Annotated in this window: 15 protein-coding genes; 5 read left to right on the top strand and 10 right to left on the bottom strand. The window is 43.5% G+C overall.

What is annotated here, in order from left to right:
- On the bottom strand, nt 1-181 hold a 181-nt coding region (locus tag L1D55_RS22080), incomplete at its 3' end, for a transposase (protein WP_239918853.1).
- A 66-nt stretch (nt 182-247) separates the two neighbouring features.
- Here L1D55_RS22080 and L1D55_RS22075 point away from each other — a divergent pair.
- Nucleotides 248-484 carry a hypothetical protein gene (locus tag L1D55_RS22075; RefSeq protein ID WP_239918852.1) on the top strand — a complete coding sequence of 79 codons (237 nt, stop codon included), beginning with the start codon at nt 248-250 and terminating at the stop codon, nt 482-484.
- A gap of 11 nt (nt 485-495) precedes the next feature.
- On the opposite strand, the gene L1D55_RS22070 is transcribed toward L1D55_RS22075, so the two are convergent.
- Nucleotides 496-1,068 carry a DUF2913 family protein gene (locus L1D55_RS22070; RefSeq protein WP_239918851.1) on the bottom strand — a complete coding sequence of 191 codons (573 nt, stop codon included), beginning with the start codon at nt 1,066-1,068 and terminating at the stop codon, nt 496-498.
- 919 nt (nt 1,069-1,987) lie between these two features.
- Between L1D55_RS22070 and L1D55_RS22065 the strand changes: the two genes are divergently transcribed.
- From L1D55_RS22065 to L1D55_RS22050, 4 genes are all read left to right on the top strand, one after another.
- Entirely contained in the window at nt 1,988-3,811 is a 1,824-nt protein-coding gene (locus L1D55_RS22065) for a GMC family oxidoreductase (protein ID WP_239918850.1), read from the top strand.
- Complete coding sequence (locus L1D55_RS22060) at nt 3,808-5,907, top strand: LodA/GoxA family CTQ-dependent oxidase (protein ID WP_239918849.1); 2,100 nt, start codon at nt 3,808-3,810, stop codon at nt 5,905-5,907. Before L1D55_RS22065 ends, L1D55_RS22060 begins: the two co-directional genes overlap by 4 nt.
- A gap of 107 nt (nt 5,908-6,014) precedes the next feature.
- Nucleotides 6,015-7,109, top strand: a complete 1,095-nt coding sequence (locus tag L1D55_RS22055; protein ID WP_239918848.1) for an NAD(P)/FAD-dependent oxidoreductase — start codon at nt 6,015-6,017, stop codon at nt 7,107-7,109.
- Between the two features lie 114 nt (nt 7,110-7,223).
- Complete coding sequence (locus tag L1D55_RS22050) at nt 7,224-10,181, top strand: amidohydrolase family protein (RefSeq protein ID WP_239918847.1); 2,958 nt, start codon at nt 7,224-7,226, stop codon at nt 10,179-10,181.
- Nucleotides 10,182-11,319: 1,138 nt separating this feature from the next.
- On the opposite strand, the gene L1D55_RS22045 is transcribed toward L1D55_RS22050, so the two are convergent.
- The 8 genes from L1D55_RS22045 to L1D55_RS22010 all read right to left on the bottom strand — a co-directional run bounded on the left by L1D55_RS22045 (nt 11,320) and on the right by L1D55_RS22010 (nt 22,930).
- A complete protein-coding gene (locus L1D55_RS22045) occupies nt 11,320-13,062 on the bottom strand; it encodes a hypothetical protein (RefSeq protein ID WP_239918846.1) in 1,743 nt (580 codons plus the stop codon).
- 17 nt (nt 13,063-13,079) lie between these two features.
- Complete coding sequence (locus tag L1D55_RS22040) at nt 13,080-13,424, bottom strand: hypothetical protein (protein ID WP_171751055.1); 345 nt, start codon at nt 13,422-13,424, stop codon at nt 13,080-13,082.
- 503 nt (nt 13,425-13,927) lie between these two features.
- Complete coding sequence (locus tag L1D55_RS22035) at nt 13,928-14,911, bottom strand: FHA domain-containing protein (protein ID WP_239918845.1); 984 nt, start codon at nt 14,909-14,911, stop codon at nt 13,928-13,930.
- 41 nt (nt 14,912-14,952) lie between these two features.
- Nucleotides 14,953-15,297: a hypothetical protein gene (locus L1D55_RS22030; protein WP_086774669.1), complete on the bottom strand. Its 345-nt coding sequence runs from the start codon at nt 15,295-15,297 to the stop codon at nt 14,953-14,955.
- Nucleotides 15,297-16,634, bottom strand: coding sequence for a TfuA-like protein (locus L1D55_RS22025; RefSeq protein ID WP_239918844.1), 1,338 nt, complete (start codon nt 16,632-16,634; stop codon nt 15,297-15,299). The genes L1D55_RS22030 and L1D55_RS22025 overlap by 1 nt, the downstream gene beginning before the upstream one ends.
- On the bottom strand, nt 16,631-17,857 hold the full coding sequence (locus L1D55_RS22020; protein WP_239918843.1) for a YcaO-like family protein: 1,227 nt from the start codon (nt 17,855-17,857) through the stop codon (nt 16,631-16,633). The genes L1D55_RS22025 and L1D55_RS22020 overlap by 4 nt, the downstream gene beginning before the upstream one ends.
- 69 nt (nt 17,858-17,926) lie before the next feature.
- Nucleotides 17,927-18,844 (bottom strand): hypothetical protein, encoded by a 918-nt coding sequence (locus L1D55_RS22015; RefSeq protein ID WP_239918842.1) that lies wholly within the window; start codon nt 18,842-18,844, stop codon nt 17,927-17,929.
- 15 nt (nt 18,845-18,859) lie between these two features.
- Complete coding sequence (locus L1D55_RS22010) at nt 18,860-22,930, bottom strand: protein kinase (protein WP_239918841.1); 4,071 nt, start codon at nt 22,928-22,930, stop codon at nt 18,860-18,862.
- Between the last annotated feature and the right edge of the window lie 177 nt (nt 22,931-23,107).

The following is a 23,107-nucleotide window of genomic DNA, read 5'->3' as shown; positions in this document are numbered from 1 at the left end:
GTTCTTGCTCTCGCTGACTAGTACTGGTGTCTTTCTTCGAGTTCTTTCGCCACCCGTAGATTTGAGATTCATGTAAAGAAAGCTGTCTTGCTGTCGCAGCTACTCCCACTTTATCTGCTAACTTCAGGGCTTCTGCTTTAAATTCAGGGGAATGTTTAATTCTAGTTTTCTTAGTTGTCATTGTTCACCTCGTTAGTGATTGTACTCACTTAACTCAGTGTCCAAAACTGCTGGGGCGGATCAAGTTATGGCTTTTAAAGATACAGAAACACTGTCAACAGGAATTGAATTCATTGTTGAAGCTGTGGCGGTGAAGACGAATGGCCAAGATCATTCAGCCTTAGGCTTATATTTGATCAGCTTACTGCTCGAAGACCAAAAGATTGACCTTGATTGTGATGATAAAAGGAAAAGGATGGGAATACTGTTTGATAAATCGTGTACAACACGTCTTGACCTGGGCTGGAAGAGCCCTACATTTTAGATCTGGTTGCGTTAGCGAATTGGGTGAACTTGATAGTGATAGTTATTTAACTCTTTACTTGCTTGGCATAATTCAAATATGAAATAAGGTTGGGTGACTAAGCACTTAGTGAACTTGTCTAATTCATTCGTATGTATAAACAGCGAAATGGGTGCAATCTGACGGTTTTCATTATCGAAGCAGTTATCAATATGTGCTCTGTCGATATAAACAACGTCCATTTCCTGTTTAGGGGTCTCTTCAATAAGTTTTGTTTCTAATCCGCTCTTCTCAAAGCGTTCTAACAAGACATAAAGCTTATCAACGTCGTTTTGACTTTCTATCGCTGAATATTGAGATAAAACGCTTTCTAAGTGTTTTTCGATTGAGCCAAACTTATTTTTCATCAAACAAACCGTTTTAAGCTTTTTCTTGATAATGCCATATCGAGCTTGTTTGATTTTTGGCTTTAAGAAGTCAATGATGATCTTGTTTCGTTGCTCTTCTTTAACAAAGTGACTGGCAACATTTACTTTGAAGTAAAGGTGAAGAAGAGTGTTTTCGAAAGTCGACTTAATAAGTTGATGGTATGAATGTTCTGACATTGTTCACATTGATTCTTTATTGGTGAGGGTATTTTATCATAAGAATAGCAAGGCTTTATAGTCGAAACCAAAGTGATGCAATTTGCGGTTTGTGTTAAACCTGCTGCATTCGACGACATCGTATCAAGGGCATATTAAGCTTCGGAGTGTCGATCATTTCTAGACAGCAAGTCTTACCCGAGCACGGGCGTGTTTGGGAACAAACCATCGTCGAAGAAGCTTACCAACAAGCGCTTGTCGAGTTGTTATAGCAGGGCCATGTCGTTATCAGCTCACTGAAACAGAAAAATCCCAGCTTTAAGGTTTCAAATTACTTGTCTTAATCTCGGGTAAGACTGTTGGAGCTGCGTCTCTAACACTCATTGTCCATAAATTACACAGTAGAGAATTTAACAATCAACAACAGGAAATGATGCTAGCGGCATCAATATTAAATCGATTTACGCAGCTTGATATGCCCGAGAGCTATCGAGCTGTCTAATGACATCAAAAGATAGGGTGGGTTGAGTAAGGAAACAAAGCCGATAAAAACCTACTCAAAGGAGATGATATCATCTTTGAGTAGGTGGCCAAATTCACTATGCCACTGCATATAAAGCCCCAGCGGTTAATAGCCGTGGGTATACCTACGGACTTTCGTCGTTCGAACATCAGCAAATTCAAAGAGTACGAAGGCTGAATTGCCACGACTCATCAAGGGTTTGTGGTCATTTCTCCAAACGTATTGCGTTACTTTGGCCTCCTCTTAATATTGAAAGACATCAAAACCTTTCAGCAGAAAGCAGATAGGTTGGGTCTCATCGCTCGTAAGTAACAGTGCCGTGATAGCGTAATATCGATGTAATAACAGAGTAAGTATGTAACGTATATATTCATTGCAACCGTGCTGAAGCATTAAACGCAAAGGATATGTATAAAGATGGAACACAATGAAACGGATAATAACTATGACTATATTATTGTTGGTTCAGGTGCAGGAGGTGGTCCACTTGCTGCAAACTTAGCCCTTGCCGGGTACACAGTTCTGCTATTGGAAGCCGGGGGAAAGGAAGCAAGTGTGAGTTATTCAGTACCTTCGTTTTCGGGGCTTGCTGCTGAGAATGAGGACTATCGATGGGATTACTTTGTACGTCATTATGCAGATGAGAAGCAGCAAAAAAGGGACCCTAAATTTGTGCCAGCAAAAGATGGGGTATTGTACCCACGTTCAAGTACTCTGGGTGGCTGTACCGCGCACAATGCAATGATTACTACTTATCCTGCCAATTCGGACTGGGAGTACATTCAGCAGTTAACAGGTGATGATTCGTGGTCGCCAACAAAGATGCGTGAGTACTTTATTAAGCTTGAGAAGTGCCAATATTTAGAGCCGAACATCGCGAAAAACACAGGTCATGGTACTTCGGGGTGGTTGAGCACAGAGAAGGCTGATACGTCATCGGCACCTAAGGATTGGCAGCTTCAGCAAACCTTAGCCAGCTGTAAAAAACGTGGATTTGATGCTGAGCAGTTAGGAAAAATTAACGAGCATCTTGATCCAAACTCCGTCAGTGTTACCGAAGACCACAGTACCGGATATTTTACCATTCCCCAAGCTACCCACAACATGGCCAGAAATGGCACCAGAGAGTACATACTGCAAGTGCAACAGCAGTTCCCAAAGCGGTTATTTATACAAAGTCACGCTTTGGCGAGCCGCGTGTTGTTTGATGACATTGAGCTTAACAAGGCCATTGGTATTGAATATTTGCAGGGTCAGTATCTCTATTCGACCACCCCTAGGTATGACGAAGAGTGTCAGCTAACACAGCCCGTGGTTAATAAGGCCTATGCGAATGAGGAGGTTATCTTGTGTTGTGGTGCATTTAATACGCCACAACTATTGATGCTTTCGGGTATTGGCGATCCCGAGCAATTAACGCAATTTGGCATACCTGTGCGGGTTAACTTACCCGGTGTTGGCACAAACTTACAAGACCGATATGAAATTCCTCTGATTACTGAGATGGAGCAGCCGTTTAAGGTCAATGAGCTTGCAAACTACAGTGATGATCCCGAACACGATGCGTTTTTAAAATCTTGGCTTGCCGATAGAACGGGACCTTATAGCAGTATGGGTTCCCCCTTGATGTATTTAAAAAAGTCGTTCCCAGATAAGGTTGATCCTGACCTCATCATTTTCGCAAAAAGTGTACGCTTCCAAGGTTTCTTTCCAAACTGGTTTTGGACATTTAATCCGATAAAAAATCAATTTACCTGGACGGTATTAAAGGCTCATACCAATAATCGCAAAGGCGTGGTGAAGCTCAAATCTAATAACCCTAGGTTGGCACCCTATATTAACTTTCATTACTTCAATGAAGGCAGTGATGATGGTGGCGAAGACTTAAACGACATAGTGCAGGGTTTTAAGTTTGCTCGTACTTTGATGCAAGACTCTCCTTTTAAAGTCAAAGAGGTATTACCGGGACATGCGGTGCAAACCGATGAACAAATTAAACAATATATAAAAGACCAATCCTGGGGACATCATGCCTCTTGCTCTTGTCCTATTGGGGCTGACGGCGATAAGTTGGCGGTTCTTGATAGTCGTTTTCGGGTTCGAGGTACCCAGAATCTACGTGTAGTAGATGCTTCAGTTTTTCCCAAGATCCCAGGGACTTTTATTGTAACCCCCATCTATATGATAAGCGAAAAGGCATCGCAAGTTATTATTGAAGACCAGAAAAGGAAGAAGTCATGAGTAACAATAGCAATGAGATAGTTAAATACGTTATATATCCAGCCATCGGTATATCGAGGGTGGGCAATTCTAGTCAGTGGTATTATGCGCCGGAACTTCCGGGACAGGTCGCTGATCCTAGGGTACCAAATGATCTAAGTAGCTCAACGTGTGATATTCAGTATAAAGATGCCCATGGCGCAGTAAAAAAACAGGCTGCACGATTTAGAATATATGGTTTAAACGCTGATGGGCAAGTTGTGTCTGAGATTAATCACGGTATTAATGCAGAGAATAAATGTATTAAGGTTGAATGGAAGGTGCATTTAGCAAACCGTAAAGGCGCTTGGTATGAGTTTACCAACCCAATGGATTTGAATGAAATTTCTGAAAAGAATGGAAATACCAAAAAGCTTGCGTTATCGGTGGTACATAAAAACCAAGGCTATGGTGGAGTACCTTATGGTTTGTCACCCAGCCGAGACAAGCTGGTGATTGATGCAGGAAGCGTATCAATCAGTGGTGCTAATCAACGTAGCGGCTCAATGGATGAAGGGGCATTTATGGATCGTAAGGTTTGCCTTGGAGAGCTGCGCACAGATGAAAAGGGCCGATTAATTGTGCTAGGAGGCTCAGGTGAAGCTAACAGCATTAGACCTAATAATCCAATTCACCATTTTGCGAATAACGATGGTTGGTATGATGATACATCAGATGGACCGGTCCGGGCGATTATAACTATTGATGATGAAAAACCTATCGAAGCTGAGCCTGCCTTTGTTGCTGTGGTGCCACCTAATTATGGACAAGGCCTGTACGGCACGATCACCATGTACGATATTGCCAAAGACGTATACGCGAAAAAACAAGGCCAAACCACCAATGATGAAAAGCCCTCATTTGAGGATGACATATGGCCCATTTTCAAGTCATTAACTGATTCCCAGTGGGTGAGTGAAGGGTTGTATATGTTGTTTGGTAAGGGGTCTCCGTCTAATTTTACCGACCCTACGGTGTACGAAAAGCTAGTGTCAGATACTGACATTGAGTTTAAAAAATCGTTATTGAGCTGGTTTAGAAACCCAAACTCAGAGCAGTTTGAGCCGACGCAAATCCCCTCAAATTACGGCGATGCACTGCGCGACTTCAGTGGCCAGCCGAATGAAAATTTATGGGTTACGCAAACTCAATATAACTCCCTAGTTCAGTGGGCTAATGGTGATTTTAAGCCACCAAGTCGAAACATATTAGCTACAGGTTTTCCATTACCAGCGGCAGCTGAGCTTGATCCGATAGCTAACCAACCTCTTGCGATTCAGCCCTATCTACTCACTAAAGCGGCGCTGCAGGAGTGTTTAGGTGGGCCCTTTAGGCCGGGCATTGAAATATCTTGGCCGCTTAGAGTCGATCAGATGTGGAAATCACCAGTAGCAGGAGAGTTATCACCGTATCGTTTAAATGTCGTGGCTCTTGAACATGAAAATGACCCGAAGTACGTCAGCGATGACTATGGCCCAGTGTTATCCCCTGAGGAAGCGATGAAGAAAAACGGCCCTGTTGATTTTAGTGGCCCTGGAACATTAACTCGCTGGATGGGAGTGCCTTGGCAAGCTGACGCTGCAAGTTGTTTAGGGGGCTTAGATGAGTCAAATTATCTGCCAACGCCTGCGCTATGGGCACCGCGTGCACCGCAAAATGTGCTTAGCGAGCAATCCTATGAAGGCATTAATAGTGATGGCTCCGGGACCTTTCAAAAAAGTAAAAAGTTTAATTATCGCCAATACTGGCTGCGAGATTTAGATAACTCAGATACCTTGAGTCGGCTTAACGATATGGCGAATGAGTGGTCAGATTTAGGGATTGTTTCTGCTAAGACATTTTCAGCAGGCACCCACTTAGGAGAGCTACCTAAGGTGGCCTGGGTAGAGCAGCAGCGCGCTGAAACATTTACTCGCTGGGATCCAACCTACATACAGCTGCAAGTGGCTGAAGGGGAAATCACCCCTGAGCAGGCGATAGCTCGTGAAAAGCATCAGCGAGCCGAGTTTGAACAGGATATTGAGTCGTCTGATAATCAGATTCAACCCCGTAAGATCTATGGGCGCCTAGAGCGTTAAACGGTGAAGCTTAATTCAAAGGTTACCTTCGCGTTGGTGCGCAAGGGTAACCTTCACATGGTCTTTTTAATTATTGGCTAGTAGCACGTTGATAGGAGTCATAGCAGATGGACAGTAAATCGGTTTTGGTTGTTGGCGGTGGTCCTGCCGGAGCTGTTGTTGCCGGTGAATTGGCGCAAGCAGATTTTAAGGTAACCTTAATTGAAACTCACCAGAGTTTTCGGACTAAAATTGGCGAGTGTTTACCGCCTAACATTAAGCCTTTATTGGCAAAGTTATCATTGGTGCATTTGTTGGATAAACATAAAATAAGCTATGCAAATCAATCGGCCTGGGGCGCCTCATCAGTAACTGAAGATGACTTTATATTGGGTGTTCACGGGGCTGGCACCCATATTGATAGACCGTTGTTCGAGCACGATCTTATGCAAGCGGCGATAATGAATGGTGCTAATTATCACCCGGGTACCAAGTTTAAAAGCTGCGTTCGTGAAAATAACCGCTGGACAGTAACACTAGAATCAAATTTTCGACAGCGGGAGATTATTGTCGACTATATAGTGGATGCCAGTGGCCGACGAGCGGTGGTAGCAAAGGCGTTGGGGGTTCAGCGTGAATCAATGGATAAACTAGTTGGCATCAGTATGGTGTTTCATGATCAGCATGAGCCAAACTCTGCGACTCTGGTTGAAGCAACCGAGTACGGTTGGTGGTACAGCGCAACTCTGCCCAATAATAAGTTAATTGTCACCCTAATGACTGACTCCCATCTCATTTCACGACTGCGTTGTAATAAGCCAGTGGGCTTTCTTTCTTTACTGAGTCAAACCCATCAAACCCTAGCCAGACTTGAACATGAGGATAATTTTGAAGGGCAGGAGCACAGCGCTATCTCTGTTCATAAAGCGGGCTCGTCCTGGCTAACCGAGCTTTGTGGCGACGGTTGGCTAGCGGTTGGCGACGCCGCTTATAGTTACGATCCGTTATCTTCCTATGGCATCACCTCAGCCATGGGTACGGCCTATTATGCTAGCCGTGCCATTATTGACCATTTTCAGGGAAGGTCAGATACTTTTCTTTGTTACTGTTATCTATTAGACAAGATGTACGCTAATTACTTACAACAGTTACAAAGCGCTTATATGCAGGAGCAGCGCTGGCCACACAGTGACTTTTGGTGTGTAAGGCAACAACCTCATTGACAAAATAGGGCGCGAGTCTCCATATCCCCACAGTGTAATAACAGCGTAATAATATTTTGTGTCATTGACACCTAAAGTGAACAGACATTTATATCACCGCGATTATTTTTTGCTATGACACTAGAACTATCTTATGTAGCAAAAAGATATCCGGTGAAGCTTTTATTCACTGAAAAGGAAATTACGATGACACATAAATGCAAAGGGCATTTCAGTTGTGCCTGTGGCAACCCTCTTTGGAAAACTCTTATACCTAACGGTGTTAATATACAGTCTTCACGTTTATCGTCTACTAAAGCGAATAACCAGTCATTAACCCAAGGTGAAGTGCCACGGGATCGAATTTTCCATGCAACCAATGGCGGCACCATCCAAACCTTAGCGGGTGGGAAAAATAACACCGTTGAGGCAATTGGAATAAAAGATGGCAAGATAATCGCGATGGGTTCGTTAGATGAGGTCAAGCAGAAGTGGCCAAAATCAGCCCCCACAGCAACGCTCATCCAAGGCTCACAATTTTTACAGCCTGCCTTCATTGAACCTCATGTACACATCATTCCCAGCGCCACCTTCAATACCGGTGTAGATCTGAGTCCGTTTGTCGGGCAAAGCTTAAGGGGCAAAAGCTATACCCTAGCTTGGGTTGTTAGGCAGCTAAGTGAGGCCACGACACAAATAAGTGCTTCGTTACCTGATTATAGTTCTTTCCAGTACGCCAAGGGTAAACCGGATAGTAAGCCACAGAGCCAATCTTGGTTGCTTGGGCACAATATCGATCCATCGCTGTTACAGGGAGAGGACAAGTCGTTTAATAAACATGTGTTAGATAAGGCGAGCAAGAGCTGCCCAATTATGGTGCTCAATACTTCGGGCCATTTAGCGTATATAAATAGCGTAGTTATTGAGCAAATTAACCGGTTTAATGGTGAGTCGAAAAAGAATAAAGATTATAAATTGAGCTCAGACGAGGAGCCTACGATTCACCCCCATATTAGCACGGGTGAAAATGGTGTTTTGCAAGAGATGGCACAGATACTGCCGGTATTGGAGTTTTTGTGCACATGGTTTGGGCGCCCAAGTGATGAGCAAATAACAGAGCAGGTCAATAAGGTGTTTACTACTGCCTCTGAGCGAGGCGTTACCTATATGTTAGATGCATTGCTTGATGATTTTCAAATGACAAAACTCAAGTCCTATGCCACCGGTAAACTCGAAGGCTTCGAGGGAAAGGAGCCAATAGTGCGAGTCGCAGGCGCATATGGAGTGGACAGTCTTACACAGCTCAATAACTCTATTATTGGCACTTATCAGCCTAATCACGGAGATGAAAATTTTAACCTAGCTTATTTAAAGCTAATCTCGGATGGCTCAGCGCAGGGGCTAACTGCTTATCAATATACTCCCTATAACTGTGATGAAAACTATAATGAATTTGGTACATTTCATGAGGGAAAAGTGCCGGTTACAGCCAATGACATTGCTAAGCAAACCAACACCGGGCTGTTCAATTACGGTTATCCCATCGAATTCAATGCCATTGTTCAAAAAGCCAATATGTCGCGCTGGCCATTGATGATCCATGCCAATGGCGATCACGCGATTGCACGAACCATAAATGCCTACAGAGCTGCAGGGATGAATAAGAGCATCATCGATCAACGTCGAGACCGTATTGAACATTGCTCACTGTTGACCCGAGAAAATATGAACGATATGCAAGAGCTCGGGATCTCCCCAAGCTTTACCATTGGTCATGTTGGGTATTGGGGATGGGGTTTTCAAAACACCATTATTGGTGAGCAACGAGCCAATCAACTTGACCTATGCCGTACCACATTAACCGATTACGGTATGCGTATTACCCTACACAGTGATTACAGCGTGACCCCCCTAGGGCCACTGCGCATGATGGAGCAATCCATCACTCGTTTAATGGAGGACGTCGCACAAGGGAGCCCCCAGAAAGTGTTAAACCCAGCGGAGTGTCTTACCCCCTTTCAAGCATTAAAGGCAATGACTTACGATGCCGCTTGGCAGTGCCATGCGGATAAGTGGGTCGGCTCAATAGAGGTGGGTAAATGCGCTGACTTTGTGATTTTAGCTGAGTCACCACTGACCTACCAAAACGCAGACAATCTGGCTAACCCGGCTCAAGGGATGCGTAATATCCCAGTACTTGAAACGTGGAAAGGAGGGAAACAAGTGCATAGCGGCTCCCCAAATTTTGCCAGCAGCCGTTTGAGCAATGTGCGATATCACGCTGACCATGATGACAAAAAGGTGTTAACGTTTAATTATTGGGCGCCCTCTATTAAAGATTCTACAGGCTCGCTGCGGGGCCATATTAACGCTGCGTTTCAGGTGAGTTTACAGGTTGAAGGGGCATCAGCTCCGATCCTACTGCGGGATGCACCAATCAAATGTCCTCTCGATCAGATTTGCTATTCTTTGGATATTAAGAGCTTAGTGGATCAGATTCCTAATGACAAAGCCTACACATTGACTTTAGAGGTCGGCCCCGATCTAAATGAAACGGCTAACGCAGTATTTGTCGGTGCTTATGCAATTGCAGCGAGTACAACTTTTACTTTGAGCAACAAGGACACGACTGATTGTAATGCACTATCAACGGTTGTGACAGAGTTTGCGCTTGATGAAGTTCAAGAGCCTGACCACATTCAAGCTGCGGTGACGTTGAAAATACCGCCGAATAAACAAGATGTTTTATCTGATTCATGGGTGGTGATCATCGACCCGAGTATCGATGCCAAAGGGCAATCATGCGAGCAAGCAACATTTGGTTGGGGTAACGGGCAGGTTGCCCCTAATGGTAAAAATGTTGTCGCTTATCAAAAGCTCACCTTGGCTAATGAAACTACCGACGGTCTCTATAAGATATCGACGTTTGTAAAACCGGAAGGAGGCGCTTCACTTAACAGTGGTAAAACTTACAGAGCGGGTGTTTGCCTGCTCGATACCTATCAATTGTGCGCCTTTAAAGATGTCGTGTATGCGGGTAATCCACAAAAGATTGTAAATTCAACGGCTAACAAAGATAAGGCATTTATTTAAATTTTCAGTTAAATCGTGTTGGCTACAATCTTTTCAAGACCAAAACGCCGCTTTCATTGCGGCGTTTTACTATTTAGAGCGTATTTTATATCAAAGTAATTATTTCCTAAGCGTTTCGTACTCATGACACTACGGTTGTACGTCATATCAACGATTATCTCCAGTTTGAGAAGTTAAAGCCTGAAAACGGTGGTCGCCAGAGCAGAATGTCTGCTGTTTAAACCATTCCGGTTATTGAGCATTTGGTTGAACAGACTTACTTTGATAGTCACCCAGTTATTGCTCATATAGATAAAAGCCGAATTTGCTATTCGCTACAGCGTAATGGATATGAAATAAGTGGCTACACCACAATGGATTATTATACAACAAGCCTAAGGGACCTCATAAGTTTTGCTCAGAGAAGCAGCGAGCTTTTTGTCTGGAAACTAAAGACAGAGCACTATCCACTAGAGCAAAAGGTACACCTAATCTTAGATGGAGCGGCCTATCATCGGCCCGGGTTGGTGAAAGATACAGCTAAGGTGCTCAATCTTGAACGTCATTACTACCGCTCTACAGTTCGAACTTAGGTCCGATAGACGCAATTCAGCCTGAATCGAGTGAGCCTTTCTCTGATACTCACTATTTAGAATAGTATAAGGCTGTATCAGCATTTCCAGAGAGAATTGCTGTGCAGATTACTTTTCGGCTAAGCATTCTTTGTTTATTCGTACGAAAGTGGGCTTTGAAGAGGTGGACGCACCTCTTTTCTAGTATGGTTGCACAACACTATAGCTACAGTCATTAAAAGCAGGAGTAACAACAATGTCCATTAAAGCCCTGTATAAGAGTGATTGGGTGTTAATGTAGAAACACCCCACCTCTTCCATTAGGGGCGTTTTGAATCGATAATGTAGGCTCTGAGCGAAAACAAAGATTAATCGGAAAGCGTTCCCAAAATGTCTTGTATTTTCAATTATTCACCGCACGCTAGGTCAATTAGGGCTTTCTAAGTCATAATGTACGGATTGAGTTTTGGCTTGTCTCTCACGGGGTGTCATGTTTTTAGCTATGGTATACGTCGTGCTCCTAAGTTATGACTCTATTGAGTTGAGTCAGAACTCAGGAACACAGATACTGGGTTTTTAAATAAAGCCTAATTGATCGTTCTCCAAACTTTGGCTGTTTCTTGAAAAACTAGAGTAAATGTATAATCGTAATTGTTGCTTCCAGGATCGTTGATAGATCCATCTGTTGGGTTATCAATGATTTGCCCCGTATTATAATTGTCGTTGCTGTCGTATGTGCAACTACAGTTTTCAAACAGTAGCAGGTATTCGGTCCCAGAAGTTAGATCTTTTGTTGGCAAGCTGATTTCATTCCAGCCGCCATTGATAGTTACGTTTGAAGCTAACGATTCAATCGCTGCTAAATCTTCCTTCGGTACGATTGAAATGTTTATTGTACTTTCAGCTCCCGCCATGAGCTTTATTGCTGAGAGCGTAGCGTTCCTATCTAAGGTGAACGTTTGAGCGAAACGGATAGAGTTACTAGCGCTCATGTTACCGTTGTTTGAGGTACCAATCGATTGCTCGTTCGTACTTATTAATAACTGAAGTGCAGAGATGCCTGCATTGAAAACCAACGTACCATCTGGCGTCGTATCCTTATTGACATTATCGAGTTCGGATTGAGTAAAGTAGTTTACTAAAGCCGCGGCATCATCACCTTTAGGCCCTTGCGCACCAGTCTCACCTTGTATGCCTTGTGGTCCGGTATCGCCTTTAGGGCCTTGTGCGCCAGTCGCACCCTGTAAGCCTTGTGGTCCGGTATCGCCTTTAGGACCTTGTGCGCCAGTCACACCCTGTAAGCCTTGCGCACCGGTATCACCTTGTATGCCTTGAGGTCCGGTATCGCCTTTAGGGCCTTGTGCGCCAGTCGCACCTTGTAAGCCTTGAGGTCCGATATCGCCTTTAGGACCTTGTGTGCCAGTAGTACCTTGTAAGCCTTGTAGTCCGGTATCGCCTTTAGGGCCTTGTGCGCCAGTCGCACCTTGTAAGCCTTGAGGTCCGGTATCGCCTTTAGGGCCTTGTGCGCCAATCGCACCTTGTAAGCCTTGTGGTCCGGTATCGCCTTTAGGGCCTTGTGCGCCAGTCGCACCTTGTAAGCCTTGTGGTCCGGTATCGCCTTTAGGGCCTTGTGCGCCAGTCGCACCTTGTAAGCCTTGTGGTCCGGTATCGCCTTTAGGGCCTTGTGCGCCAGTCGCACCTTGTAAGCCTTGTGGCCCGATATCGCCTTTAGGGCCTTGTGCACCAGTCTCACCTTGTAAACCTTGAGGCCCGATTTCACCGTTTGCCCCAGGCTCACCTTGTAAGCCTTGAGGCCCGACTTCACCGTTTGCACCAGGCTCACCTTGTAAGCCTTGCGGGCCGATGTCGCCTTTTAAACCAGCGATATCACCAACCCATTTGCCATCTTGATCGATAACAATGTCACCGTTAACTTTAAGCTCAGATAAGTTGGCAATACCGACTACGGAGCTAGACATTTCTGCATAGTATGACCGTGGAGTGGTATACAGTTTTAACTTTGGCGACATTTCTCCATCGTTGTCGATATTGATCCCCAAGTACAAATCTGGGTTTGCGAAAATAGACATATCAATTGGCAAGTTTTCACCGAGGGTGACGCTATAAATACCATCGGTAAATTCGACAAGTTTTTCATTTTGCCAGAGTAGTTGATCATCACTTTTATAGATAGAGAACATAACTGGCAACGTAGCATCAATGGTTGTTTCACTGTTTGCATCGTAAAGAACACCATTATGATTGAACTCCGCTGCATATGTGGAGCAAGAAATAAATAAAGTGGCTAGTAGGATATTAATATTTTTCATGATAGATCCTATTGGAGTTATTTAACTCTAACTTGGTAATTTACGGAGCTAAGTTCAGCGGTAGGCTTTTCGGAGCTTGCGATACTTACAAGCTTAAATAAGGGAGAGCTAACAACTTGTTTAGGTGGCTCGAAACCTTGTTCAGTTTTTGGAACAGAATAAACGACCTCTGGTGGTGGGGAGCCTTCTGTCTGCTCTCCACTTGATGAAGAGCCATTTTGTGTCTGTTCTGAGTCTGAAGCTTCATTTGGCGTTTGTTCTGAGCCTGAAGCTCCATTTTGCGTCTGTTCGGGGTCTGAACACCCAACTAGAGCCAGGCAAATGAAAATGTAACTGACGAAAATTCTCATAGTGTTTTCCATAACTTTTTCTGGATGATGCATGAGCAAAATTTGTTATCCAGTACTGTGAATTCTTAAGGTTCACGAGATGCAGTTCACTTTCACGAATCGCTTCATTACAGCTGAAGAGTTTTTAAGCTAGTGAGGCGATACTGTTCTCGCAAATTATTAACATACTTAAGTAAGAAACTTTGTTCTATTACACACTATTACATGGCGTAAGAGCCGAAATATGAATGAGGGGAAAGGGATCTTTTTGCTCTTTGCTAAGGGAGATTGTCTTAGAACGACTAGGCTACTTCTCCCTCGACGCAATTAAAACGCTTTTATATTGAACAAGCTTTAACCGAGCAAGCTCAATGCGCCCTAGGCTTTATGAGATTTAGTTTAATGCACTTACAGGGCTGAAAGGCTGTGTGTTGACCATTACAATTTGAAATGAAGTGAGTAAACCAACAGGCTTTTTGTTGGTTTACTTACCGGGTCTGCCGGAGGTTTGTCAGTTTACTTATTCGCTCTGCTGGTTATGCTGCAAGGTGTCTCGAATCTACTTCTAATTTACTGCCTTTAATAATTTGATAATCTTTTATCGCTAACCTAATTCTCCCTCGCTTTCTTTCGATAAGGTTGGGTACTAAAACACCTTCTGGTTCTAATAATTCCGAAAGTTGTTTACGCGCTCTATATATCTGAATATTAATATGAGTTTCTGCAAGTCCCAGATCTTTCGTTAGTTGCTCTATGGTTCGCCAACCTTGCATGGGCTCTGCGACATTGTTTTTTAGATCTTCTGCTTTATATCGTGCTAGCAAGGCTGTCAAATAATGGTGACTTCGCGCCTGACAGTCGATTGACCGTTGTTCATCTCTGATAGTGAGTTCAGTCAGTTCTTCATCGAGACTGATATTGAAGATATAGCAAAGATTACTGGATGGTTGCTTTGCAAGACACATTGTTTCTGTGTCTTCAGCCTCAACACTTTTGAATAATTGCCAAGTCTTTTCCGAAAACTTAATCTGTTCACCATCATTTAAGCTGCTGCACAAGTTGTTCTCAAAGTGCTCACATTGCCACTCCTGTTTAGCCGGATCATAAAAGACGACTAACTCAGGAGATGTGTCGTTGGGCAAGAAATGATAGTGCTCTAGATAAATAGGCTTTAGGTCCGGTTCTATGTAAGTTTCTTGCTGCGTTGGTAATAAAACGTCTTTTGGTGGTTCAAGACTTTCTACGACAAAAGGGTCTGTTTGTGCACTTGAGAACAAAATTTGATCATTGACGTTGAGTAATTGAGGTCGATTAGGTTCTATCATCTGACCATTTATTCGGATCCCGTTTTGACTGATATCACGGATAAACCAATGTTTCTGAAATTCTATGATAGCGTGTATTCGAGAAACGTCCGGTAAATTGATCGTGGTGTTGACGGATGATGAAAGCCGGCCAAACTTGTGAAACGCTTTAAGGTGTATAGGGTTCGTAAATCGTTGATTAGTTAGATAAGCCATGAGTTTTCTCACTATTAATGAAACTTTAGATGACGTTGTCTTTAAATAGTATAGCTGTTGGCATAGTGCAGTGTTTCCTCAATTATTAATTCGTCTAGCATCTCGAGTTGTTGTTGGTAACCATCAATACTCTGAGTCAGATTTTCCATAGCTTGTGTAAGGATACTTTCAACTTGTTCTGTCGTCTCTTCGTTTGTTTGCCATTGGTTTTGGATGTGTGTTATCTCGTCAGTTTGTTCGTTGGAAGTCCAAAGTGATGTTAGCTTCCAACCTGTTTCACGAGCGAGTGGGGGAAAAATAATATTTGATAACTCGATGAACTTTTTCTCTTGTTCACGTTTGATCTTTAAGGTCGCGATAAGGTTTAGGGCATTTACGTAGTTCATTAGTGATTTCCTGATTGCAGATAAAATTGATAGTCGTGGATGGCGGCGCGTTCTAGCTCGCTATAGGACGAAAAGCCAAGTCTTGGCCAAAGGTCGTTTGGATTTTGCGTTAGGCTATTTGGATGTTTGGCTGAAAAAAACCAGTTCCATAACTGTTCTTCATTGATATTGAGAGCTGACAGCGATAGTAAAGGGGTGTCGCGTTTAAATGTGATCCGAGCTTGGTAGTCGGAATAGCGCTGATTGAGCTTCAACAGGTCGATCAGCTCTTCGTCAAAATGCTGGTGGTTTCCACTTAGCCAAGCGAGCAGAGATTCATGGGAAACCAGAGCGTCAAAGTCGTGACTGTTGACCTGTTGTGATGTTAACCAGTTAGCCAAGTGCTTAAAATCTATGGCTTGGTCTGTATAGGCTGATTGTCTAAGTGCCATTTCAAATAAGGCATTTTGTTTATGCTCATCCGAAATGCTTGGATTATGGGAAGAGGCGGTTCTCAATGCGCTTTTTCGGGAAATAGCCTGTTGTTTTAGCTCCCAAAAGCAACCATCGATCTTAAGTTCTCGGTGAAGCTCCTCGCTCGTTATTGAATGGTTTGAGAGTTTTCTTTGGTGGTTCAATTGGGAAATTAACCGTTCCCAGGCATCTGTTGGCTTAAAGTGATGTCTCACTGTTGGTGAGAGTGGGAGCAGCAGTTTTGGGTGTTCAGCAAGTTTTTTTAGAAGAGTAACAGCATCACATTTTTTAATATCGATGTAATTGTTTTCTGTAAATTTACGGAATGACTGAGCCCTATCGTCCCCCAAAAAATCCAGAGCATATTCATAAAGCTTAGATAAAGTTCGTTTAGGGTAGTGAAGCTGTTTTAATGCTTCTATAATTTGCGCTGACTCTTGTTGGTTTATTACACGACCTTTGATGGCGTGCTCTAGGGTAGCACGCATGTTCACCATAGGGGATGAGATGTGTGGGTACCCCAGTTCTTGGGGCCCATGAACAAGAGCTACCTCGTCATCGTCTTCCAATACTCCATTGATGTAGTCTTCGAATACTCTACCAGAACCTTCCATCCCAAAATGGGCTAGTTCGGCCGCTCTCAGTGCTCCCATGCTCGAGCAACCATATACTTTGATGCCTAAAGATAAGGCATAGAGTATTTCTTTGTGCCAGACAGCAGGAACGCTTTCGAAGTAACCATCAATTAAAACGATCACATTCGGTTGGTCGTATGTGGCTAAATAAATGTCTCCTTGTTTGGCGGGGGGACGACAGTCTGCGGTTATAATGCTCTGAATGTTAGTCGTGGAGAGAGTCGGGCCGGAAAAAATAATTATGCTCATGCTAATTCTCCCGCAACTAACGAGCCTTTGACAGCTAAAGCTCGCGCTCCCATCTCGTAACCTGGCAGTTCTTCAATACCTTCTAATCCGGGAACAATGACACGTACAACAGGGATGCGAAATTCACTTTTTTCTAGGTTTACGAAGGCTGCTTGAGTAAGGCCGACCTTATTTAGTTTGCTTAAAATGAGTTCAATGTCTTTCGTAAAGCACGTATTGTTCCAAGAGTGGATATCTTTAAAGTTTCTCAGCAAACAAGGTTTCATGTTAGTTGCTTGCTCCTTCTGCTTAGAATTTAGGCCTAGGTAAGCGTTGGCATCGATATCATCTCTCGAACCCGAAATCATCGTTAGACGCGTCTGCGCTGCTTCTGTTAGCGCTCTTAACAGGCTAATGGCCTTGCATGGGTGAGTGCCTGATCCGAAAGCTGGATAAGAAGGGCCTTGGTCCTGTGAATCAGAGATGATTCGACAGAAGAAACTCGCAAGTTCAATATCTGATGTGATATCCCAAACTTGAACATCAATACCAGCCACACGGTATCGTTCGATAATCGCCAGGCAATCCTCATCATCAACGGTATTGAGGTCTAGTTGGTTGGTGTACGGGTCACTTAGGTGTCGTTGCTTGACTCTCCACAATGCTAAGGCATCACGTTCAATTGTTTCGCAGAGCCCGTGTACTATCGCTTCCTCTAGGCTGTTGCCGGAAGCCAAGCCGTTTGAACTCATGACAAAAGCGCCACTGCCAGTAGGCAATGGAAGCGTATAGTTGCAATGAACAACCTCATAAGGGACATACGTAGATTGTTGACTAAACAGCTCAGTTCCTTCCACCCACAGACGTTGTTCATGTTCTGAGAATTGACTAAACGCCAACTTGGGTAAGGCCTCGATATTTAGAACTGGACACTTTTTCGAAAGCTGATGAAAATTTGCTAATTTAAGTGGTAGTTCGATGTGCTCAGCGTGGTAAGTCTCTATTGCTTCCATTGCGCCAGATACTTTTGCTGACATTAAGTCCAACCCTTTTCCTTGAGCAACAGAAATTGCATAGGAGTCAGGTCTGCAGACAGTAACGACTGGAATTCCTATATGATCCAGCCCAGTGATGTTTGCAACGCGGGTTATTCCCATCTCTTTGAAGTAAGGGGATATTCTTTCGAAAGTGGTCTCGGGAGAGCACTGGCGGTGCGTTCCTTTTCGGTGTTTTTTCTGAGGCATTAATGGTCCTTCAATGACAAAGATTCGGAGCCAAATGTCCTATTTGGCTCCTTAATAATAACTCGCTTCTTATTTAAGGAAACTCTGCAAGTTTGCAACGGTGCAAACGGTTCCCACGAGTAAGCTTTCTTCCTGTAAATCTTTCGGGTTTACCGCTCCGACTTGTACACCTGCATCACGATAGTATCGAGCTAATGACTGGGCAGTGAGTGTATTACTGTTTTGTTTAATAGAGTCTAAGTGAGGAGTTAAGTCGTCTTGGTGTCGATGGATACTGGCTTTTAACTCATTAAGTGTCTTTTGCAACTCATTGAGGTTCTCACTTGCACCTTCTTCTAGGTTTAAAGCGTTTAGCTTGTCTAAATCATTTACGCTTAGGTAGTGAACATGATAAGGATAAAACTGGTTATCATCTCTGACCAATAAAGGATTGACGTACGAAACGATATAGATATTTTCAGAGACAGGTTCTTTGAGTTGCTTTAGCGCTGATAATGGAATGTGGTCGTTAACAAAACTCTTGACAGGTGCACTAGAGTTCAGCTCAAGGTTACTGATAGGAGAGTCTCTACCAACGTCCTGTTGGGAGGCGTTGTGTTGGGGAGCACGTAGCCTATTGAGCTGTAAAAGACGCAGATCGAGTAGGTATCCAGGTTTTAAATCTGACATATTAATATCAGGTGGGCACTGTGCATTGTCTAGGTTCCACGGTAAAACTTTAGTCAATGCTGGCCCCATAATATTGATTTGTTGCAGCTTTTGGCCTTCCTTTTGTGCTCCAAAAAAGAAGTGATAATCGGTTGAGCTGTAGCACCATTCAAGGCGTTTTACTGACTCTGACGTGTAGTCTTCATGATTTATGAGTGTTGCCTCTTGACCATTTTGTCTGATCACATAAATATCTTGTGAACGCAGAGTCAGTTGACCTTTCTCATCAATATAAGGGCTCAGTTCTTTTTGAAGTTCTTCTATGGATTGGTTGTTCATATTTTGTCCTTTTAATTATAAATAACCTAGCGCCTGTGCATTTCTCAATGCTTCAAGTATCAGTTGCTGACGGTGTTCGTCGTTGTGCTTTTCATTCATTATTTCCTTGAGTGGGCCAACGACAGGGTGGGGAAGTGCGTGCTGGCTGATGTCCAGCAATGTTATAGCGATGTCGATGGTGCGCTCTTGGACGCTATCTGTTATTGCGTCTGACGGTAGAAGAGTTAATAACTCGAGTTCTACGAGTAGAGCCAACCATTGAAGTGGAAATGGGAACTCGTTTGATAGCGCTTTCCAAATATTATTGCTTTTTTGGATGAGAGCTTGGCTGTGAGAAACATCGCCTTGCCTACAAGCAAGCCAAGATTCATTGGCATAAGCAATAGCCACGTAGTCATCCATCCCAGAGTTTTTTGCGTAGGATAAGGCTTGCTCCCAATAACGACGTGTGTTCTCAGTGTCACCTTGCAGTCTAAAAAGTACGGTTAGGTAGGCGAGGCAACGGGTTTTAAGTGTTGTATCGGCTTTCTCACTGGCGCTTTTTAATGCCGCTAAAAGGTGGTTTTCTGCTTCCGCATATTGCTGACTAAATAAGTACGTAAACCCTAAGCTAAACAAGCTGTGTGTTTGCAGTTGATGGTCGTCAGTTTCTAAAGATGTGTTGTAGGCTGTTTTAGCTAAACTGATCTGATTTTGAGTTAGATTGTAACGAGTTCTTCGTAATTCAAACTGTAGTTTTGCATCGTAAAACTGTGCTTGTGAAAGTGGATCTGTAAAGTACTCAAGACACGTTTCAATACTGCAAATTATGCTGCTCATGTTAGGCAATTCGTTACGCCAGTAATGGATATACAATTTAGATAATTGGACCGTTAACCAGGTGTTATACCAACGTGAATCCTTAACTGTATGGCTGTTTAACAGAGCTTCTGCCCGGTTATAGCTACCTAGAGCCTTTTCGTGTAAATGATGAGTTTCTAGAGATTTACCGTATTTAACGTACAAAATGACGCTGGTTAAAATATCCCCCGCCGTATTTTCATTAAGAGCTTCTAGGTAATAAGAGCGTGCTTCGTCGTGTTTCGCTAAACGGATCAAGTTATCACCAAGCCCGATAAGAGCTGAGAGTTTGTCAGGATTGGCTCCGTCATTTTTATCAGCAAGCAACGATATGTTTAGCGACTTTTCATAATGTCGAATCGCATCGTCTACCATGGATGCTTTAGCAGCTTGCTCTCCCGCTTTCAAATAGTAGACCGTCGCTCGTACCGGTGTGTGTGTGTTTGACCAATGATCGCCAATTACTGCTGGGGGATAGTCTGCCCCCTCTTGGTTTTCCATGGCGATTGCGAGTTGCTGGTGAGTGAGGTGTTGTGTTGTCGAACTTTCGTAGATGGCATCGCGTATTAGAGCGTGCTTGAACTGATATAGGTTGCCTTCCACACTGCGTTGTTTAAAAACAATATTGCTACGCTGCAGCTCATCTAGGTCAGCTTGGATCTGCCCTATGTTCTTGTCTGAAGCTTGTAGAATTAATGCTTCGCTGAATGTTCGTCCTATCGCGGCGGCAAGTTGGGCGGTATCTTTAGCGAAAGTTAGATCATTGAGTTTCTGTTGAAGGGTGCCTCTGAGGTTTTCCGGTACTTGTGATTCAGGCTCTGTGACGTTGAAGTCAATACAACCATTTACCTTTGTAACCAGGTTGTTTTTCTGTGCGTGAAACACCAACTCCTCAAGAAAAAGTGGGTTTCCATCGCTTCTGGTTGTGAATAATTGCTTCACTCGCTCACTAACGGCTACGTGCTCGAATAAGTGTTCAATCAATTGGTGGCACTCTCCCTGCGTTAGAGACGAAAGTTTAACCTCGTAAGCTTTGGTCGATTTTAGTGTTTCAGGAAGAGGTGTACGTGAGCTGTTCAGCCAGCGAACGTTTTGGGTATTGTGAACTGCTTTTTCAATCAGATAGTGGATAAATTCTAGCGTAGTAGCATCAGACCAATGGACATCCTCACAAATAAACAAGCATGAGTCGTGATCGGATGTGAAGCCGTTGCAAATCAAAGACAGAAGGTGGGACATGGTTAAAAAGAGATATGACTTCTGTTGGCTAAGAGAAAGGGTCGATATTGCTTGTTGGAATTCCTTTTCACTTTGGTGAGACAATTTTGAATAAGGTTGTAACCAGGCCCAGAGAATGGCTGAGCCTCTTTCTCTTTCTAGTGATGAGAGCGGCAGTGAATCTAGTGCCCTTTTGTAATTGTACTCGGCATGTTGGCCATTAAGCTCGAAGTGCGCAGAAAAAAAGTTAAGCAAGGGGAACAGAGCATTCGTTTGAAACTCAGGTAAACACTGCAGAGAAAACGAACGGGTGTTGCTTAAGCGCTCTTTTAGTTCGAGAATTAATCGAGACTTACCGATCCCAGCTTCACCGTAAATATGAAGGAGTTGATGTTGGCAGTGTGGCTGGTTCAAACGAAAAAGTTGTTCGAGGGTTATCTGCCGACCCACAATAGTGCTGTGTGATTGTGTTTTACGCAGAAATGAGAAAGCTTCAGATAAACGCTCTCCCTTAAGACGATATCCACAAGGTGCCGCGCATATTGAATCATGGCTAATGGGCTCAAACACAAGCTGATGGCTAAGCATCTCCCTAAATTGAGGCGAACAGGTGATTTCACCGGGATGACTATTTCGAGCAAGAGTCATCGCTTCGGCTGAGACTCGCCCTTCAGGTATCGCCCCGTCCATGCTTCTCATCATCCCTTTAGACAAGCCGATTCTAAGTTCGAATTTGAGATTATGCTGTTCTAAGAGTGATGTTTGTTTAGCGTGGAGGTTGCTCCAAATATCGAGCGCTGCTCTGGCGCTGAGTCGGCTATCGTTGTCACTGACCACAGGGTAGCCGAAATAAAATAGCATAGTGTCACCAACGGTAGCTACATGAGTTGCCCCAAAACGAAGGGCGATATCGACACATTGACTGTGATGATCTGATAAAAGCATTTCTGCTATATCTTGCTTGTCGAGTGTCGACTCACTAGCACCTGTCCTATCTTCAGAAAGAATCAAGCACAGAGCTGTGATTTGCTTTCTCTCCGTGAATTTTGAGTAGTAAGAGGATGATAATTCCCCTGTTTGTGTCATTGATTCTTGGACCAATTCAGGCGCCTCTTTCGAGACCGAGTGAGGAGCCTTTGGTGCTATGTCGGAAAAATTAAATCGACGAAACTCACGATATAATTCAACGGTGTTACCAGGGCGATCTTGTGCTTTTTTATGAAGTACACGACGAAAAAAATGCGCCGAATGATGCCCTGCGAGGAGACCTAACGGGATATTTGCAGCGCTGAGCTGATGATAAAAAATGGATGCAGCACTGTTACCTTTTATTGCAGGAACACCGGTGAGACACTCTAAAAATACAAGTCCCCAGGAGTAAATATCAGTTTGAGGTAGAGATGGCTCACCTCTTAACTGCTCAGGGGCACTGTATTTAGGGGTTCCTAAGGTTTCATCATTTAATGTTAATGTTTGGAAATCCGATGTTTTTCCATCACTTTTAAGTGTACTGATCCCAAAATCAAGGATTTTAATGTGTTGTTTCGCCCCTACATTGAAGAGCATTATGTTAGCTGGCTTTATATCTCGATGAATGATACCGAGTTCATGAGCATGAGCGAGAGCATCCAGTACTGAAGCCATGATCTCTGCGGACTTTGATGGTGTTATTTGACCACGGGAAGCCAAATAATCCTTCAGTGTTACGCCATCGACAAATTCGTAGACGGCGTACAAGATATAATCACCCTGCTGACCCTTGTCCAGCAGTGATACGATGTTAGGGTGGTTTAAACGACGAACCAAATCACACTCTCGTTTGAAGCGAGCGATTTTTTTTTGTCTTTTCTGAGGGCATTCAGTTTCTGTTAGTGTAAGAAACTTTATCGCGACAATTTTTCGAGTGTTGAGTTGCACCGCTTTATAGACTTTTCCGAACCCACCTTCGCCTATCTGTTCAAGCAATGTGTAATGTTTGGAGTGAAACTGTGCTTCAACTGTGTCCGTCGTATTTTCTTTTAAGACCATTTACCTACTCTTGAGATCCATCTCGAGGACCATAAGTCTAGTACTTAAGGAGTGGTAGTGATAGCGATTGTTATTAACTTTCAATGATTCAACGTGATTCATAAGGTTAGGGTTGTATTTTCGTGACTTAGATTGCGTGTTTTCTAGGTTTCTATGAGGGCTTTTACTTACGTGTAA

Source organism: Vibrio sp. Isolate22 (genome assembly GCF_022398115.1).
Classification (GTDB): Bacteria; Pseudomonadota; Gammaproteobacteria; order Enterobacterales; family Vibrionaceae; genus Vibrio.
The sequence above is the reverse complement of the archived record's forward strand: the minus strand, read 5'-3'. Positions and strand labels throughout refer to the sequence as shown.

Excerpts from the sequence above, each read along its gene's own strand:
- L1D55_RS22075 (WP_239918852.1), top strand. The coding sequence starts at position 248 with ATGGCTTTTAAAGATACAGAAACACTGTCAACAGGAATTGAATTCATT.
- L1D55_RS22070 (WP_239918851.1), bottom strand. The coding sequence starts at position 1,068 with ATGTCAGAACATTCATACCATCAACTTATTAAGTCGACTTTCGAAAAC.
- L1D55_RS22065 (WP_239918850.1), top strand. The coding sequence starts at position 1,988 with ATGGAACACAATGAAACGGATAATAACTATGACTATATTATTGTTGGT.
- L1D55_RS22060 (WP_239918849.1), top strand. The coding sequence starts at position 3,808 with ATGAGTAACAATAGCAATGAGATAGTTAAATACGTTATATATCCAGCC.
- L1D55_RS22055 (WP_239918848.1), top strand. The coding sequence starts at position 6,015 with ATGGACAGTAAATCGGTTTTGGTTGTTGGCGGTGGTCCTGCCGGAGCT.
- L1D55_RS22050 (WP_239918847.1), top strand. The coding sequence starts at position 7,224 with ATGACACTAGAACTATCTTATGTAGCAAAAAGATATCCGGTGAAGCTT.
- L1D55_RS22045 (WP_239918846.1), bottom strand. The coding sequence starts at position 13,062 with ATGAAAAATATTAATATCCTACTAGCCACTTTATTTATTTCTTGCTCC.
- L1D55_RS22040 (WP_171751055.1), bottom strand. The coding sequence starts at position 13,424 with ATGGAAAACACTATGAGAATTTTCGTCAGTTACATTTTCATTTGCCTG.
- L1D55_RS22035 (WP_239918845.1), bottom strand. The coding sequence starts at position 14,911 with ATGGCTTATCTAACTAATCAACGATTTACGAACCCTATACACCTTAAA.
- L1D55_RS22030 (WP_086774669.1), bottom strand. The coding sequence starts at position 15,297 with ATGAACTACGTAAATGCCCTAAACCTTATCGCGACCTTAAAGATCAAA.
- L1D55_RS22025 (WP_239918844.1), bottom strand. The coding sequence starts at position 16,634 with ATGAGCATAATTATTTTTTCCGGCCCGACTCTCTCCACGACTAACATT.
- L1D55_RS22020 (WP_239918843.1), bottom strand. The coding sequence starts at position 17,857 with ATGCCTCAGAAAAAACACCGAAAAGGAACGCACCGCCAGTGCTCTCCC.
- L1D55_RS22015 (WP_239918842.1), bottom strand. The coding sequence starts at position 18,844 with ATGAACAACCAATCCATAGAAGAACTTCAAAAAGAACTGAGCCCTTAT.
- L1D55_RS22010 (WP_239918841.1), bottom strand. The coding sequence starts at position 22,930 with ATGGTCTTAAAAGAAAATACGACGGACACAGTTGAAGCACAGTTTCAC.